This window comes from Olsenella sp. CU969 (genome assembly GCF_905219715.1).
Lineage (GTDB): Bacteria > Actinomycetota > Coriobacteriia > Coriobacteriales > Atopobiaceae > Granulimonas > Granulimonas faecalis.
In genome coordinates, this window is the sequence record NZ_CAJMXC010000005.1 from 19,283 (window position 1) to 35,699 (window position 16,417).

At 62.9% G+C, this 16,417-nt stretch carries 16 protein-coding genes; 4 read left to right on the forward strand and 12 right to left on the reverse strand.

What is annotated here, in order from left to right; genetic code table 11:
- Nucleotides 1–1,111 precede the first annotated feature (1,111 nt).
- The 3 genes from JX283_RS08710 to JX283_RS01160 all read left to right on the forward strand — a co-directional run bounded on the left by JX283_RS08710 (nucleotide 1,112) and on the right by JX283_RS01160 (nucleotide 3,415).
- The gene (locus tag JX283_RS08710) at nucleotides 1,112–1,228 is read left to right on the forward strand and encodes a LuxR C-terminal-related transcriptional regulator (protein ID WP_239652408.1); all 117 of its coding nucleotides are present in this window, start codon (nucleotides 1,112–1,114) and stop codon (nucleotides 1,226–1,228) included.
- A 208-nt stretch (nucleotides 1,229–1,436) separates the two neighbouring features.
- Nucleotides 1,437–2,054, forward strand: coding sequence for a phosphoribosylglycinamide formyltransferase (gene purN / locus JX283_RS01155; protein WP_204828959.1), 618 nt, complete (start codon nucleotides 1,437–1,439; stop codon nucleotides 2,052–2,054).
- A 197-nt stretch (nucleotides 2,055–2,251) separates the two neighbouring features.
- Nucleotides 2,252–3,415 (forward strand): Fic family protein, encoded by a 1,164-nt coding sequence (locus tag JX283_RS01160; RefSeq protein ID WP_204828960.1) that lies wholly within the window; start codon nucleotides 2,252–2,254, stop codon nucleotides 3,413–3,415.
- Nucleotides 3,416–3,736: 321 nt separating this feature from the next.
- On the opposite strand, the gene JX283_RS08715 is transcribed toward JX283_RS01160, so the two are convergent.
- The 8 genes from JX283_RS08715 to JX283_RS01200 all read right to left on the reverse strand — a co-directional run bounded on the left by JX283_RS08715 (nucleotide 3,737) and on the right by JX283_RS01200 (nucleotide 11,886).
- A complete protein-coding gene (locus JX283_RS08715) occupies nucleotides 3,737–4,276 on the reverse strand; it encodes a hypothetical protein (protein ID WP_204828961.1) in 540 nt (179 codons plus the stop codon).
- Nucleotides 4,277–4,564: 288 nt separating this feature from the next.
- Complete coding sequence (locus tag JX283_RS01170; RefSeq protein WP_239652412.1) at nucleotides 4,565–5,419, reverse strand: HAD family hydrolase; 855 nt, start codon at nucleotides 5,417–5,419, stop codon at nucleotides 4,565–4,567.
- Entirely contained in the window at nucleotides 5,416–7,131 is a 1,716-nt protein-coding gene (locus JX283_RS01175) for a dihydroxyacetone kinase family protein (protein WP_204828963.1), read from the reverse strand. The genes JX283_RS01170 and JX283_RS01175 overlap by 4 nt, the downstream gene beginning before the upstream one ends.
- A gap of 91 nt (nucleotides 7,132–7,222) precedes the next feature.
- The gene (locus tag JX283_RS01180) at nucleotides 7,223–8,611 is read right to left on the reverse strand and encodes a PTS galactitol transporter subunit IIC (RefSeq protein WP_204828964.1); all 1,389 of its coding nucleotides are present in this window, start codon (nucleotides 8,609–8,611) and stop codon (nucleotides 7,223–7,225) included.
- A gap of 96 nt (nucleotides 8,612–8,707) precedes the next feature.
- Nucleotides 8,708–9,517 (reverse strand): rhamnulose-1-phosphate aldolase, encoded by an 810-nt coding sequence (gene rhaD / locus JX283_RS01185; protein ID WP_204828965.1) that lies wholly within the window; start codon nucleotides 9,515–9,517, stop codon nucleotides 8,708–8,710.
- Between the two features lie 428 nt (nucleotides 9,518–9,945).
- The gene (locus JX283_RS01190; RefSeq protein WP_204406339.1) at nucleotides 9,946–10,224 is read right to left on the reverse strand and encodes a PTS sugar transporter subunit IIB; all 279 of its coding nucleotides are present in this window, start codon (nucleotides 10,222–10,224) and stop codon (nucleotides 9,946–9,948) included.
- 72 nt (nucleotides 10,225–10,296) lie between these two features.
- Nucleotides 10,297–10,776 (reverse strand): PTS sugar transporter subunit IIA, encoded by a 480-nt coding sequence (locus tag JX283_RS01195; RefSeq protein ID WP_204406340.1) that lies wholly within the window; start codon nucleotides 10,774–10,776, stop codon nucleotides 10,297–10,299.
- Between the two features lie 282 nt (nucleotides 10,777–11,058).
- On the reverse strand, nucleotides 11,059–11,886 hold the full coding sequence (locus tag JX283_RS01200) for an HAD family hydrolase (RefSeq protein ID WP_204828966.1): 828 nt from the start codon (nucleotides 11,884–11,886) through the stop codon (nucleotides 11,059–11,061).
- A gap of 152 nt (nucleotides 11,887–12,038) precedes the next feature.
- Here JX283_RS01200 and JX283_RS01205 point away from each other — a divergent pair, with 152 nt between their 5' ends.
- Nucleotides 12,039–12,857 (forward strand): MurR/RpiR family transcriptional regulator, encoded by an 819-nt coding sequence (locus JX283_RS01205; RefSeq protein ID WP_204828967.1) that lies wholly within the window; start codon nucleotides 12,039–12,041, stop codon nucleotides 12,855–12,857.
- An 18-nt stretch (nucleotides 12,858–12,875) separates the two neighbouring features.
- Here the strand turns inward: JX283_RS01205 and JX283_RS01210 are convergent, their stop codons facing one another.
- From JX283_RS01210 to JX283_RS01225, 4 genes are all read right to left on the reverse strand, one after another.
- A complete protein-coding gene (locus tag JX283_RS01210) occupies nucleotides 12,876–13,298 on the reverse strand; it encodes a hypothetical protein (protein WP_204828968.1) in 423 nt (140 codons plus the stop codon).
- Between the two features lie 37 nt (nucleotides 13,299–13,335).
- Nucleotides 13,336–14,466: a HAMP domain-containing sensor histidine kinase gene (locus JX283_RS01215; protein WP_204828969.1), complete on the reverse strand. Its 1,131-nt coding sequence runs from the start codon at nucleotides 14,464–14,466 to the stop codon at nucleotides 13,336–13,338.
- Nucleotides 14,467–14,468: 2 nt separating this feature from the next.
- Nucleotides 14,469–15,212 carry a response regulator transcription factor gene (locus tag JX283_RS01220; protein ID WP_204828970.1) on the reverse strand — a complete coding sequence of 248 codons (744 nt, stop codon included), beginning with the start codon at nucleotides 15,210–15,212 and terminating at the stop codon, nucleotides 14,469–14,471.
- Nucleotides 15,213–15,359: 147 nt separating this feature from the next.
- Nucleotides 15,360–16,058 carry an ATP-binding cassette domain-containing protein gene (locus JX283_RS01225; protein WP_204828971.1) on the reverse strand — a complete coding sequence of 233 codons (699 nt, stop codon included), beginning with the start codon at nucleotides 16,056–16,058 and terminating at the stop codon, nucleotides 15,360–15,362.
- Nucleotides 16,059–16,417 lie beyond the last annotated feature (359 nt).

Consider the following 16,417-nt stretch of genomic DNA (forward strand, 5'->3'; position numbering starts at 1 on the left):
CGAGGTTATTTGGGGTTTAGAGGCCGTTGGCGGAAATCAACCCAAGATAAACCCCGGGCACGCCGCTCGCCGACCTAGGTTTAGGTCCTGTTCAGCCGCACAGACCGACGGTTGACCATGCGTTAGACTCGAAACCGAACCCGCAGCGGGAAGGGGGCGCCTGTGGACGGTTTTTTCTTTGCCTACACCTTGGCCGTGCTCGCGGTGTGCCTCGTCTCCACGGTCCTGCAAGCCATGGCGTGGAGCGTCAAGCGGAGCCGCGCCTTCGTGGCCGCGGGCTGGTTCTTCTCGGCCTACTTCGTGGAGCTCGGCGTCATATTCCTCGACGAGCACCTGCACCAGAACGTGGTCTTCCCCACCGAGGCCTACTACGCCGTGACCTACCCGGTGNCCCGNGNGGCNANCGCCTGCATGCTCTGGGGCTCGCTCTGGGCCTGGGTGCTCACGGCCGTGGACGCCTACTCCAGGAAGCGCCTGCTCTGGCCCGTGACGCTGTTCGCGGCGGCACAGGTGGCCTGNCTGGCGCTCCTTCCCTACGGTGCCCTGCGTCAGTTCCTCTTCTACACCTGCCGTCAGGTNTTCTGCGCCGCCATGGGCCTCTTTGCCTGGCGGGNCTGGCGGGCGGCCCCCACCGACGAGCAGCGCGCCTGGATGGGCCGGCACCGCCGGCTGCTCCTGATCTTCATGGTGGGTGTTGCGCTCACCGTGGCCGAGGACTCCCTCGTCATCCTCGTCATGGAGCCCGCCAAGTCGGGGGGGCTGCCCCTCTACCTCTCCGAGCGCAACTTCTGCGAGAACGTGCTCATGGTGGTGCTGGCCGCGGCCCTGGACCGCATCGCCTGGAGGGAGATCTCGTTCCGCCTGACGGCCACGCCCGCGGCACCTCCCACCCCCCGCACCGGCGGTGCCCACGGCACCTGCGACCGCCGCACCGGTGGCCGAGACGGTCGCCGCGGCGGCGCCTGCGACCGCCGCCGTGCCCCCGGCCTCCGGCGACACCTTCTCCAGCCACGTGGACNAGCTCATGCCGCGCTTTGCCTCGGCCCACGGTCTCACGACCCGGGAGCGCGAGGTGCTGGGGCTCGTGTTGGAGGGACGCACCAACCAGCAGATGGCCGACGCCCTCGTGGTCTCCGTGGGCACCGTGAAGACCCACGTGCACAACATCNNGCGCAAGTGCGACGCTGAGAACCGCGCGGACCTCAAGGAGCTCTTCTGGAGCGAGTGAGGCGACGCCCCCANCCACGCGTGGCAGCGGTGCNTGGCCCATCTGTCACTTCGCCTATTGCGAAGGTTATGATTGCCGGACGGCCCGGGCCCCGGGACCGAGCGGCCCCTCGTGCCAGGAATGCCCGCGGCCGCGCACCCGGCCTCGCCCGCCACGGCGGTCCCTCTATACTGGCAGGGCAGAGGCAAACGAGACCCAGGGAGCGCCCATGACCATCAAGCTCGCCATCCTCATCAGCGGCAGTGGCACCAACCTCCAGGCCATCATCGACGCCGTAGAGGAGGGCAGTCTCGACGCCAGTATCGAGCTCGTGCTGTCCAGCCGCCCCGAGGCCTACGGCCTCAAACGCGCGGCCNAGGCGGGCATCCCCGTCATGGCCCTCTCCAAGGAGGTCTACGCCGACCCCCAGGTGGCCGACGAGGTCATCGCCTCCGAACTCAAGGCCCGTGACGTGGANTACGTGGTGCTGGCCGGCTACATGCGCAAGATCGGCCCGGCGGTGCTCGCGTGCTTCCCCAACTCGGTCATCAACCTGCACCCGGCGCTCCTGCCGAGCTTCCCGGGCGCCCACGCCATCGAGGAGGCCTACGACTACGGCGTCAAGGTCACCGGCGTGACCGTGCACGTGGCCAACGCCGAGTACGACCGCGGGCCCATCATCGCCCAACGGCCCGTGGCCGTGGAGGAGGGCTGGTCCGTCGATGACCTCGAGGCCGCCATCCACGACGTGGAGCACGAGCTCTACCCCGAGGTGCTCCGCTGGCTTNCGGCNGACCGTGTGAAGATGGACGCCCTGGGACGGGTGCACGTGGTGGGAGCCGAGTAGGGCGGTAGGGCGGCGGCGAGCGAAAGCCGCAGGGGCGGCGCCACGGCCGTACCCTAACAACTTTTTTCAGGAGATTTCCGGCGTTAGAGACCGTTAGGCACCTCTAACGCCGTTTTTTTGGCGTTAGAATATTCCTTCCATCTCTAACGCCGTTTTTTNGCCATTTTCCGGCGTTAGATTNGTTGAGGAGGAGNGCCATGATTCACATCGNCGGGCTACAAGGGCATATGCGCAAGAATCTCTCTGGCAATTCCTCTTACGAATCGTTCGTTCCCGTCTCGCTCGAGAAGATTGTCCCACTCGAGCTAGACGACAGGACTACCTTGGCCCTTACCGCCTGCTCCCGAAAAATGGGCGAACTGAGAGGTATGGCCCGGTTTCTCCCCAACGCAGATATGTATCTCACCATGTACGTGCGAAAGGANGCNCTCCTCTCGTCANAAATCGAAGGAACTCAATGCACTCTTGACGACGTGCTCGATCCCGAAGGAGCCGCTCGCGAAGAGGAGGTGGCCGATGTCGTTCGTTACGTTGGGGCCACCGATTATGCCGTTGAGGAGATGAACAGGACCCCCATCTCAAAACGCTTGCTCAAAAACGTCCATCGGCGCCTGCTGCAGGGGGTTCGAGGCTCTGATAAAGAGCCTGGGGAGTTGCGTCACTCCCAGAACTGGATCGGGCCCGGCGGNTCCACCATCTCCAACGCGCCCTACATCCCACCCAATCCAGAAGACATGATGGACGCCCTCTCAGACCTTGAGGCGTTCATCAATAGCGATATAGACATCGACCCCATCGTCAAGGCCGCCTTGGTGCATTACCAATTTGAGACGGTCCACCCCTTTCTTGACGGCAACGGACGCCTTGGAAGACTGCTCATAACTCTCTGCCTCATAGATTGGGGTGTGCTCGACGCCCCGGTGTTTTACCCATCCTACCAGCTCAAACTTCGGCGTTCCGAGTACTATGAGCACCTCATGGACGTACGCGTCAACGGCAGGTACCAAGAATGGATTCGTTTCTTCTGCGAGGCCATGGAGTCTGCAGCCAACGACTCGCTGACATCGATGGGGCGCCTTGTGGACCTTCATGCCCGCGATACCGCCGCTATCGACAGCGGTGGCACCGTGGGAGGACCCAATGCTCACCTCTTCCTCTCTGCGCTCGAAGAGACCCCTATTGTCACGGTGTCGTNCGTTATGAAGCGCCTCGGCATTGGCCGGACCACCGCGTCAAATCTCGTGAACCGCTTTTGCGAGCTTGGAATCTTGAGGCTCCGCGACGAGGGAAAGAAGCGCTATCGCTCGTTCATCTATGAGGACTACCTCGCCATCCTCCGCGAGGACAGCGAACCCCTGTAGGGCCAGAGCCGCTTCTCGGCCTCATAGCTTTGGCATACACACGGCAGACANCGGCGAGCAAGGACACAAAGCACCTAGTCTCCGGCCACACAGTGCTCTAGCACATGATTCATGAGATAGGCCGTCCCAAACAGCGCATAGACGCGANGGGGCGCCACATGCCGCTTGAGATCGGGCCTCATGAGNACCANCTCGTCGTAGGGGGCGTGAAGCTCCGGGTCGTCATTGGCGGTGACCAGCACCTTGTACGCTCCCGAAGCCTCCACCTGCCCCTTCTGGCGCATGGCAAAGGAGCCCGAAGAAGACACCACCAGCAAAAGGTCACCCGACCCTAAGCCCTTTAGCGTCGCAACGGAAGGGTTGGACTCGGTGACCAGCTGCACCAACTTGCCAGCGACAAGCATCGCGTACTGAAAGTCCGTGACGGCACCCGCAGACGATTCTGCCGAGAAGNGCACCACTTTTTTCGCTNTNCCGNAAAAGCCGGCTTAGCCGCCTCAAGGCCCCACTCTCACGAAGCCGGTCTACAGAATCGAAGATCTCTACCATGGCCTGGCGGACGGGCACCTGATACTCCGAGGAGGATGATGCTGCCGCCAGGTAGTAATGGCGGAACTCCTCCCACTCTCCCGCCTGATTCCTCAAAGACGAGAAGTTCTCCACCCCGATGGACTGACAAAAGCGCCTCAGCCCAGACCGCGACACGAACCCCGCATCCATGACCTCCTGAAGGCTCATGGACCCAATCGACTCGAAATGGGTCAGAAGGTACTCGGCAATGGCATGGGAAAGCTGGCCGGAATCGTTCTCGTTATAGATGGCCAAGAGCGACATCAGCACATGGGTGCGACCATCCTCCATAGCCCCCCTCCCTTCGAAATAGACCGAACCAGAAGTCCTCCGCGTTGGAGGGGTTNCCANCCGTGCCGAGCTCCTCAAGGGTTCTGTATCGCGACCTTCNGGTGGGAAGACCCAATCTTGCAGACTCTGAATCTACGGACTTGGATAAGATTACCTGAACGATTGAGGCGGAGCGAAATCAAAACTGGCAGCCGCCCCGAGACCGTGAACCCCAAGGACAACAAACGGGCGGGCCCCCCACCGGAAGGGGCCCGCCCGCATCTCGCCGTACACAGAACCAAAAGACCACTATATCGGACCCTTTTCCGAGGGATTCAGAAGGTCGAGCAGGTAGGCACCGCAGCCGCCGTTGTCGTTGTCATAAAGGGTCACATGGTCCCCATGGACGGCCACCCCGGGCTGCGAGTTGCACAAAGCCACACCATCGCCGGCACACTCGAGCATCTCGATGTCGTTGCCGCCGTTACCAAAAGCCACAGAGCTTTTGGGGTCAATGGCGAGGTGTCCGCAAAGCCATCTCAAGGCCGCCCCCTTGGAAACCCNAGCGGCCACGATCTCGACGATATGCGCTTCGGAGTCGACCCATTGGAGGCCGCCCATGGAATCGACCATGGAGCAAATGGCTTCGAAGTCGCCCCTCGGGCCGTACCAGATACCCATGCGGTCGATGGCGCCCCGGCGGGCAAGCTCCTCAAGCGGCTCCTCGGTGCGATGCACGAGCGTTTTATGGGTCGCGAGCGACTCCGGGACCGCGCCCATAGCCTTTTGACGCTCCATCGAGACACCGTGGCTGAAGAGCGTGCCCTCCACCACGAGGTCCACCACTACATCCATGTGCCTCACACGCTCCATAAGTGCCACGGCGTCATCAGGGTCGACGCTCCATGAGGCGAGGGTCTCCCCAGTATCGCAGCAAGAGATGTCCGCGCCGTTGGAGGCGACCAGATAAGAGCAGCCAAGCCGCTGAGCCAGCTCGGTCAGCCCTCCTCTCGGTCTGCCGCTGCAGGCAACGAAAGGAATGTGCAGCTCCGCAAGCCTCGTCAGGGCCGTCTCGTTGAGGGGGTGAACCGCCTTGTCTGTAGTGAGAAATGATCCATCCAGGTCGGAGAAGACAATGTGGGGGACACCCGTGCCCTCTTTCATGAGCAATCATCCAAACCGGACGCCTCAAGGCAGAGGGCCAAGGAAACAGCACCGGCATCGGGCGTGCCAACACCGCGTGCCGCCTGGGGACGGGCCCGCCCGATCTTGGCTGTAAGCCTGCTCGTGTCCTGGGCGGCCTGCCGGGCCACGGGGACAGCCTCGGCCCACGCACACTGAAGGCTCTTCCCGCTTGCCGCTGGAGCAGATAGCTTGTCGCGAAAGGGGATCAGAGCATCCAGCATGGTCTTGTCGCCCAGGCGGGCCCCTCCCAGCTCCATCATGGCGCGAGCAGCCTCCCCCAGGGCCTCTGCCATGAGTTCCGCGTTGACCTCTTGGCCCTCGTCGCCCAGCGTCTCTGCCACGGTCCGCAAGGCAACGCCCCACAGAGCCCCGGACGTGCCGCCCGCAGCGGCGCGCCAACCGTCACCGGCGTCGCAGAGTACCGACCCTACCCCCGCCTGGCGCTCCACCGCCTCCCGAGCGGCCTCGGCGGCGGCTGAGGAACCCTTCACCATGCCGCGGCCATGGTCGCCGTCGCCGCACATAGAGTCAATTTGCGCCAGCCTCTCCTCCTCGGCCGCCATGCAGGCGGCCATGGACGACAGGGCGCGAGCCGCTACCTGGCCCTGGCGCCGGGAGGCCAGACAGGCGCACGGCCGCCGCTCCTCGACGCTCCCGCTCGGCCGGTTCTCGACAACGCGCCTTCGCTGCCCAGAAAGGACGGCTTGGGGCCGTCGGCTGAAGCCAGGGCTCGAGCAGGGGGCACACCAAAGGCGCTCGAGTTCCTCGTCAAGATACTGGACCGACAAAGCAATGCCCTCCATATCGAGACTGGTGACCACCTCGCCCACCACGGGCTCGATAAGCTCGTAACCGGCGTCTTCAAAAAGCCGGCTCACCGTGGCCCATACCACAAACAGCTCCTCGTACTTTGTAGAGCCCAGGCCGTCGAGCACTGCCGCCAGCCGGCGGGTATCGCCGGGGGCCTCGGCAAGCACGCGCTCCACCAGCATCGNTGCAATCNCACGTGCGGAGGCCACGGGCTGCTCGGCCACACCGCTCTCGCCATGAATGCCCTGCCCCACCTCCATCATGCCGGTAGGCACCCGAAAAAGGGGTTCCGAGTGGCCAGGAAGGGTGCAGCCACGAAGTCCGATGCTCATGGTTCGGGTGCGGTCGTTGGCCTTGATGGCAATACGCTCAACCTCGTCAAGGGGCAGTCCCCCGGCTGCCGCCGCCCCCACGGCCTTGAACACCAGAAACGTACCCACGTTGCCTCGGCGAAGGGATGCCTGGGCAACAGGAGCGCTGGAGACGTCGTCTGTGATGTAGAACGTTCGGGCGTCCACCCCCTGAGNCCGCAAACGGTCACGCGCCATGTCGAAGTTCATCTTGTCTCCGGCATAGTTGCCACCCACGATAAGAAGGCCGGACGAGGTGTCAAGACAGGAGGCCACACCGAGTGCCTCCTCAGTGGAAGGCGAGGTGAACACGTTTCCTACCACGCAACCGTCCATGAGGCCGTCGCCCACTATGCCGCAAAACGCAGGGTAGTGGCCAGACCCTCCTCCATTCATCACGGCCACCTTGCCCACGGTTGCCTCACAGGCACTCACTACGCCGCCCGGCACCTCTATGACATAGGAAGGGAAGGCGGCCACGTAGCCCTTGAGCATCTCTTCGCGAAAAAGGGCCGCATCGTTGCACAGCATCGCTCACGTCTCCTTAAGACAAGAGCCCCGTGCTGAAGCATAAAGACGTCAGCAAGGGACCATGNAAACCAACGGTCCGAANCCGNGGAAACTACTCGGCAGCCTTGAGGGCCTCGTTGCGCTTCTTGAAACCACGAAGCATCCAGACGAACAGGGCGAGCCAGCCGACGAGCACCGCGATGGCGGCGATGTTGCCGGAGAACGCGTTGGCGATGGNCCAGCGGAAGTCAGGGCACTCAAGCGTCGACCATGTGATCATGGCGTCGCCACCCACGTTGGCGAGGGAGTCGGGCGAGAAGGTGAGCGCCAGCTGGGTCACAAAAGGAGCAAAGGAGGAGGACACCAGTAGGTAAATAGGCGTGATGATAATACCCTCGATGAGCATCTTGATGATGTTGCCATTGGCCACCATGAGCAGGCCGGGCACCAGGCAGATGTTCACGATGCCGGCAAAAGGCAGAACGATGTTGCCCATGGGCGCCAGCACGAAGGCGAGTACGAGCTCGAAGGGGATAAGCAGGATGCAGGTCACCCAGATCTCGTTGGAGCCAGCGAGAATTGGCCAGTCAAGGCCGATGATGAGCTCGCGGCCCTTGAAGCGCTTCTTCATGAAGTCGCCCACGGCGTCGGAGATGGGGGACAGGGCCTGCATGAAGAGCTTGGAGACCATGGGGAAGAGCTGCAGGGCAGTAGCGGCCTGGACGCCCAGGGTCAGGGCCTGCTGCACGTCGCGGTAGGCGATGGCGCCCATAACGGTACCGATGATGAAGCCCATGACAGCGTTCTCACCAAAGATGCCGATCTTCTTACGGAGCCACTTGGCATCGGCGTTGTTGTTCTCCAGGGCCGGAATCTTCTCCAGCAGTCGCTCAATGGGATAGGCAACGGTGGCGGTGAGCCTCATGGCATGGGGAACGGTCACGCCAGGGATTCCGGTGACCCTCTCGATGGTGGGCTGGAAGGCATCGCCGATCTTGAGCTCAAGAATGATCTGCACCGAAGCAGCCAGGAAGCCCATNGCGATGGCGGCGCCCTCAGGCATGCCGGCAGCGGCGCAGAGGTAGTAAGTCATCACCGTGGTGAGCAGCTTGGTCCAGCAGTTCCAGAAATCCACGTTCAGGGTGTCCGTAAGCTTAAGCAGCAGCATGATGAGGTTGATCACCACAAGCAGCGGGAAGCAGAGAACGCCCAGGGGCCATGCCCACGCGATGGCGGAAAGCGCGGGCCAGCCCACGTCCACCGCAGGCAGCGAGATGCCGGTGGCCTCGGCCAGGCCCTGGGCCGCCGGGGTGATGGCGCCGGTCATGAAGTTGATGAGCACGTTCATGCCGGTGAAAGCAATACCCAGGGTCAGGGCGGCAAAAAACGCGTCCTTGAAACTCATCTNNNCAATCAGGCCGATGATGAGTATGATCAGAGGCACGAAGACGGCGGCCCCGAATCCCAGGATATAGTTAACGATATTTAGNAAGACGTCCATGTTTCACCTCTCTTATAAGTGGAAGGCCTCCNGAGACTTTTCCGCTGCCAGNGGGGCTTGCCGGGCAAGCCCCGCTTTGCGCAGGTGCGAGGACCGCTAGTCCAGGTAGCCGGGATGCGGGGTGAGCCCAAAGGCACGACAAAGATCCTTGAGCTGCTCATCGGAGATGCCCGGGTTACGATGGCCGNAGGNCTCGGCGGCCATCCAAGCGGCACAGCACTTCTCCACGGTCTCCAACAGGCCGAAGGCATCGTGAAGCGAACGACCGGCCGTAAAGACGCCGTGGTACTGCCAAATCACGATGCGGCAGTCCTTCATCTGCTCGTTGGTCTTGTCAGCGATCTCCTGGCCACCGCAGACACACCACGGCACAAAGCCCACACCGTCGGGGAACAGGCACATGGCCTCGGTGATGATGCGCCAGAGAGCGCGGGTGAAGTCACGGGCGTTTGTGGGCCCAACATGGGTCATCGCGAGCACGTTGGAGGCGTGGTTGTGCATGACGACACGCTGCTCGGGATCGGCAGCAAGACGCACCGCCTGAGCCGCCAGGTGGCTGGGGAACTCGGAGCTGGGCCTATTGCCCTCGAGACCGTAGGCGATCTCGTAATAATCCCCGTCCTTGGGCAGGTAGATGANGCCGAGGAGCNAATCNACGTCGTCGCGCACCTCGCGGAAGTAGGAGCCAGTGGCGGTAGTGAGCACAAACCGGCCCCTCATAGCGGCGGGGATGTCGGCAAGTTCCACTTGGCGTCCAGAACCAGGCGTGTNGCCAAGGGCCGCCTCCTCCTCGTCGGTGAGGATATAGGAGATATTGCCGCCGTTGGCCTCATCCCAACCCTTGTCCCACATGAGGTACGTGAGCTCCTTGACCTCTTTGACGGCCGCGATCTCTTTCCAGTCCATTCAAACCACCTCTCTCTTGGGCCCCTTGCGAAAGGACCTCTACTCGACCCCGTCCCTTGAGACGGACATCGTTTTTGCCTGTGACTTGACCGCTCGCCTCTGCGCGCAACGCTCCTTGCGCTCACGGCGGTACTCCTTGAACACCTCCCGGCTCTGGGCCGGAGTCAGCCGTCCCTTGATGCCNTANTGCTGCCGAACGCGCTCTTGACGTCGCTCGTAGGGACCCACTAAAAGGTCGTGGNCGTAGTGCTCGATAATGAGGATGAGAACCAAGGCCCCTAGGGAAAGGTCGAGCCTGCTGGCCAGGGCCCCCACTACGAAGAGGAAAAGGTCCATTACGGTCAAAACAATCCAGACGGCGCGGGGAAGGCCTAGCGGCCGCTGGTCGATGACGAGCGCTTCGTGGGACTTCTTCTTGCTCATGGGGCTTAGGACTCAAGCAGCTCGACCAAGCGGTCGGCCTCGGCGTCGGCACCCATGCCGGTCAAAAATGCGACGCCATTGAACGTAGGGATATCGTAGTCGTCATCACTTTTGACGATGGAGATGTAGGCGTCGGCGTCCTTGATGTAATGGTCCAGAGACTTGATGTCCACAGCCTCGACGTCCGCCTCGACACCACGCTGCTTCAAGATGCGCTCCACCTTGGAGGCAACTGCCTGGGAAGTGGCCACTCCAGACCCACAGGCGACGATGATACGCTTCATGACTGCTCCTTTCTTGGGGGCATGGCCCCTTGATTGCGCTGCGCCCTTGCGCAGTCGTCTTGCATAGACGATTTACTCTGCAGAGACCTCTTCGAACAGGCGAGTGAAGGCATCCACCATGGCCTGGGGGTCTTTTGCAGCCTCGACCTCGGCCGCATAGTCCTCGCTCATAAATATGTTCATGAGCTTCTGAAGCACCTCCACCTGGCCGCCGTCGCGCATGACACCCAAGTTCACGATGAGTCGGGCGGGGACATCGTCGCCCAAGCCCGCCATTGCCTCGAAAACCACCGACGTTGTCGGCTTGATCACAGCGATGTAGGGTTGCCTGATGTACTGGGGGTCCACGTGGGGAATAGCGACCTGGATGCTGGGGAACGAGAGACCCGTGGGGTAGTCGCGCTCTCGTTCCTGGATAGCCTTGAGCCAGCTGTCCTCGATAAGGTCCTTCTCGATCAGGCGGTCGGCCAGTTCCTCAAAGAGCTCTTGGCGGTCAGAGGCCTCCAGGTCGAAGAAGACCAGGTCGGGGCTGAACAGTTCTCGGTCATCCATGGCGGCTCCATTCCTGAATGAGGACCAAATCGATTGATGGCTCTATGGAACAGCCAGAACCGCTCACCTTCTAGACTTTTTGTGAGCCAAAAGATGAACAGTGGGTATTTTCTTATAATTTTTATATATAGGCATGTTGTTCATGCGATGTTTGTGCAGGATGCATTACGTTATTAACAAATTATATGATTCATAACAGTGCACATAATTCACTGAGGACCTATGGGCAGTTATATGAACCACGCAAGATGTTGACTAATTTCTCGCTAATTGATACATCACTCAAAATGAGAGCATTTTCCCAGCTAGAACGGCTTCAAGCACCATCGCCACCGGCTCTTCGCCCACGGAAGGCAAACAATGGGCCGCCGTTCGCCGGGCGGCAAGCGTCCCCGAGGAGACGGCATAGGAGGCAGGGACGTACGCAAGCATTGCAATGTCGTTGTCGGAATCACCCACCGCCACGACCTCGGAAAGAGCAACTCCCAACCGATCCGCCAAAACCTGGACGCCCTTGGCCTTGCTCCATCCTTTAGGAATTACATCTATCTCCGAGACCGCCCCAGGCTGAACAAAATCGACATCCTCGAACCTCTCCGAGAGGCGCGCCACAAGATGCGGCACCTCCTCCGGGCGGCAGGAGCATTGGATGTTCGCCTTTTCCGGAGTGACGGAGCCGATATGGGCCACACATCCCGACCGGCGTCGGTTCTCCGCAGTGTCGTACCCCTCAAGGCGCGAAGGCCGTCCCGTAAGGGCCACGATGTCGCTGCCCTGATAAAGGAGGAGGTTGGCAGCCGGGGTGTGTCGGTCGAGAAACGCCGCAACGGCCTCCAGCCTCTNGGACGACACCGACTCTTGGTGTGCGAGCCTGCCGTCCACGTAGATCATCTGGCCGTTGACAAAGGCCCCCGTCGCACACCCAACCGGACACNCTGTAAACATTNGCACGGCATCGTCCNTGATACGTCCCGTGACAGGAGCAAAGAAACGCCCAGACGCCACAAAACGGCCGATGGCCTTAGCCGTTCTCTCCGGCAGCCTCGATGTGCCGCGAGGAATCAAAGTATCATCTATATCCGAGACCACCAGGCGCACGTCAGAACCCATGACGCCCCCTCTTAACTACCTTTATCGCCACCGCCGCCGGTTATGGTTCAAATTCTGGACCATCGTTGAGCCGAGCGGGGGCACCCGTCGATGACTCGGCATCCTAGCATTGCAGTCACACCCCGTGGGCTGGGATGGGACGGAGGAAAAAGATGCGCGAAGGTATGCTCAACCTATTGCCCTCGCTGTTCTCGGTCTACAACGACAACGAGTGTGACGAGACATCGCACCTTATGGCCAAGTTCCTGTTGGAGAACTTTGACAGGCTCGACACCCTTACAGTAAATGATTTGATGGNAACCGCCTTTGTGTCGAGGTCNGGCGTGCGCCGTTTTTGCCAGTCTATCGGGTTCGGCAACTTTTCCGAAGTGCGCGTCGCCGCCAGTGAGTGGGCGATGTTCCGTCAGTATTACCTGTCCTACAGCCTGCTCTACAGCGACGTGAAGNTGCACTTGCGCGAAGACCTGTCCCGGGTGTTCNGTGACATCGACCGGCTGATGACGCCCGCCGTTGTTCAAAGGCTCTGTTCCGACCTGCATGAATCTGGACACATGGTACTTCTTACCTCGGACTCCTCTTCGGCGTNGNTCATCAATTTTNAACGGTCAATGGCCATGCTCAAGCGCTTGGTGCAGATGGTCACGGAGTCAGCCCCCGCCACCCACACGGTACGAAACCTTACCGACCACGACCTCTTGTTGGTGGTCTCCGCCTCGGGGTCGTTCGCCCACGCACAACGAGAGCAGATCGAGGCGTCTGGGGCAAAGAAGATATTCGCCACGGCCTCGGCCGATGACTCGCTGTTCGACCTTTACGACCAAGTGCTCGCCATNAAGCCACCCGTCATCCGACAGTCGCCGAAACACGTGCTCTATGCCACCTATGCCATGGAGTACCTCTTCGACCAGGTACAGGTGGCCTATGCCAGGCTGNTCGACCCGTCGCTGAAGGAAATCGATATCTCGTGGTAGAGCCGACTGCCTTGTTGCCTAGCCGCTCCTGCGCGCCAGTTTGATGCCATAACCCAGCAGCGCGCCGTCGAGCAGGAAGAGCAGCGCCCCGGGACGCCCCATGACGAGGGCCGTATACACGCCGCCGATTGCCGGCTCGAACTCAGCCCACACGCGAAACGCCCCACAGGCCGCATGCAGGGCGGCGGCGACCACGATGAGAACGACACCCAAGGCGCCCTTCCGCTCCTGGGGCCGCGGGACCAGCTGAGCCGCCGCCATCCCCAGGCCCACCCACAGCAGGTTGCCCAAGAAGGAAACGACGCCGCGCCAGAGGATGTCGCCGGTCGTGAGCGTGAGGTGGTCGAAAACACCCTGGCCGTACCACCCCATACAGACGGCGCCGACAACGGCCACGCAAAGGCCGGGGACCATGGAGCGAACCACAGCGGCAGACTTCATGACATCACGCCCCTTGTCTCGAACGCTTTTACTATTTTTAGCACCCATTGAAAGCTATGGTCAACCTTGCAACGGTCAGACCCTCCTCCACACCGAGCGAGACCTCGCCCCCCAGNGCCGTCGCATAGGCAGCCACCANGGAAAGCCNGAGGCCGCAGGACCCTCCCTCACCGCGATAGAAGCGGTCGAAGGCCCGGACCGCCGATTCGGGAGAAAGGGTCTCGCCGTCGTTTGCCACCACGACCCGGAGGGCACCGTCCTCCGCCGTCATGGAGACCCGGACGCGCGCGGACGCATGGCGTATGGCATTGGTCACAAGGTTCGTGACCATGGCCGCCAACATGCGCTCGTCGGTCTCGCCCCTGAGCGTTCCGGGGTCGTCGAGGGAGACGGAGACGCCCTCCCCGTCGGCGACCATGTCGAGGTCCTCCAACACGTCGCAAACGAGCTCCCGGGCATCCACCGGCTCCATCACCGGCCTCAGAGCGCCGGCGTCGGCCCTCGAGAGGGCGAGGATGTCCTCCACCTGCCGCCTCATCGAGTCGGTGGCCCTCTCCACCACGGGAAGGCCGTCGCGAGGGTCCACCACTCCGGCCGCCATGGCCTCCCGATAGCCGTCTATCACGGCTATCGGGGTCTTGAGCTCGTGGGACGCGTTGGCAAAGAACTCGTTGAGGCGCCGCTCGTGGTCCCTGCCCGACCTCGCCAGGCGGCACCCGAGCACAGCGATGCACCCGGCGGCCACGAACGACAGGGCAAACAGGGCGGCCGCCNNNTNACCGACGAGCGAGAGCTGGGGCGTCACGTCCACGACCAGGGCGCTGGACACCCTATGGTCCGCAGCCTGCGGGTTGAGCGTCCCCTCGGCGACGTAGAGGAGGGTCCTCCCGTCGCTCTCGAACCGCCGCACCCCGTCGCTCGGGGCGATACCGGCATCTTTGATATGGGAGGTCAGCGCCGGATAGTAGCCGTACGTCTCCGCGTCCCCCATTCCGGGCACCGTGAGGTCGACCCGTACGACCGGCGGCAGCCCGGGGTCGGNAGGCTCCGACCCCGCGACCGCCGTCAGCAACGCCTCCCGGGCCTGGGCCTCGACGGAGCCGTGCTCCAACGCCACATATACGGCCGGGAAGACCATGACGCACGCGAGTGCGACGGCGGCGAACAATATCAGGCCGCGGGCCGGCCGACAGCCGTTATCCGAGGGTCCCACGGCGGTCNCCGGCCGTCCGAGAACTCGTAGCCGACGCCCCGCACCGTACGGTTGTAGGCCGTGGCCCCCGCGGCGAGCAGCTTCTTTCGCAGTCGTCGGTTGGCCTCGTCGACAGCCCGCGTCTGGGTGACCCGGCCCTCCTCGAAGCCCCAGACCGCCTCCAAGAGACGGTCCCTCGACAGGGCCTCCCCGGNATGCTCGAGGAAGAAGCCCAGAAGACGGCGCTCCTGGGCGGTCAGCCCGAGGGGCCTGCCCTCCACCATGAACCGGTTTCGGGCGGGGTCGAACCNCACGTTCCCAAGGGACACCGGTTGCCCGACAGCGGATTCCGGGNGGTCGTAGTCGACCCGCCGGAGCAGGGCCTTGATCCTCGCCATGAGGAGATGGGGCTTGAAGGGCTTGGCCACGTAGTCGTCGGCGCCGAGGGCCAGGCNGCGACNGTAGTCCCCGTCGTCCCCGCGGGCGGTCAGGATTNCCACGGGGACGCTGGACCGTCCGCGCACCTGGCGCAGCACCTCGAAACCGTCCAGGCNCGGGAGCATGAGGTCGAGCACNACGAGNTCGGGGGCGGTATCCGCAAGGGCCGCGAGGAAGTCCTCCCCCGTAGGGAAGAGTCGGGCGTCGAANCCGTCGTTGGCGAGAAACGCGCCGACAAGGTCGAGCAGCTCCGGATTGTCGTCGACTACGCAGACCGTGGCCATGGCTTCCCTCGTGCCGGGAGGCACCGGCCACTCGCCGGCCAGTGCCAGGATCGANCGGTGTTGGTTCAGTTTACATGAAAGTATTTATATCGGTAAACCCGATATGAACCGCGCCTGAAGGCGTCCGCCACGGTGACGGCACCGGCGCTACCCGTCCCTCACCTNCCCGTATACGCGCCGGTACAGCTCCTCCGCACCCGCGAGCGTCCCCACCCGGCCGTCGATACGGATGGCTCCCCCATCGATATAGGCCAGCCTGTCGGCCAACCTGCCGAGCTGCGGGNGGAGGTGGGACGAGACCAGGGCGCCGGCCCCCCTCTCCANCAGCTCCCGCACGATCCCATCGTTCCGTCCCACGGCCGTCGGGTCGAGGCCGTTGAAGGGCTCGTCGAGCAGGAGGTACCGGGGACCCGCGGCAAACGCAACGGCGAGGAGTGCCTGCTGGGCCATCCCCCTCGAGAGGCGACGCACCGGGACATCCGCATAACNGCCCATTCCGCACCGCTCGACCCAACCGCCCACATCGACGGGCACTCCNCAGATGCGGCCCACGGCCTGAAGGTGCTGGCGCGGGGACAGGCCGGGATACAGCGGGCTCCTGTCGCCCGAGACATAGAAGACGTGCCGGCCGAGGGATTTGGGGTCTCTCACCCGGTCGTTGCCCAGCGTCACCGCCGAGGCCGACCCGAGGGCCCACGCCCCTGCCAGAAAGCGCAGCAACGTGGTCTTGCCCATGCCATTGGGGGCGACAAGTCCCAGGACCTCGCCAGAACGCACCGTGCACGACGCGCCCCTGAAGATCGGGCGCCCCTTGCGGGAGATGGACAGGCCTTCCACGCGATACATGGGACCTCCTAAAGACGGTTCGTTCGCCGTAGGGCGTTGCCGACAAGCGCGAGGACCGACAGACCGGTCACCCATCCGAACAGGACGGTCAATGCCAAGGGGAAGGCTTGCGGCGTCTCCGAAAGGGACCCGCCGTTGAAGTAGGCGCACACACCGGCGGTCTGGGCCACATGGACGTAGGACCACGGTGCCCATGGGGCGCCGTCATGCCCGACCACCATAGGGAGCAGGGCAAAGACCGCCACCACGGCCGCGGGGACACGCCCGTCGCCCACCGGGGAGAAGGCGGCCTCCACAAGCATCCCGACGAACAGGGACAGCGCGAGGATTACCACTGACGCCCGAAGGAGGACGTCGGC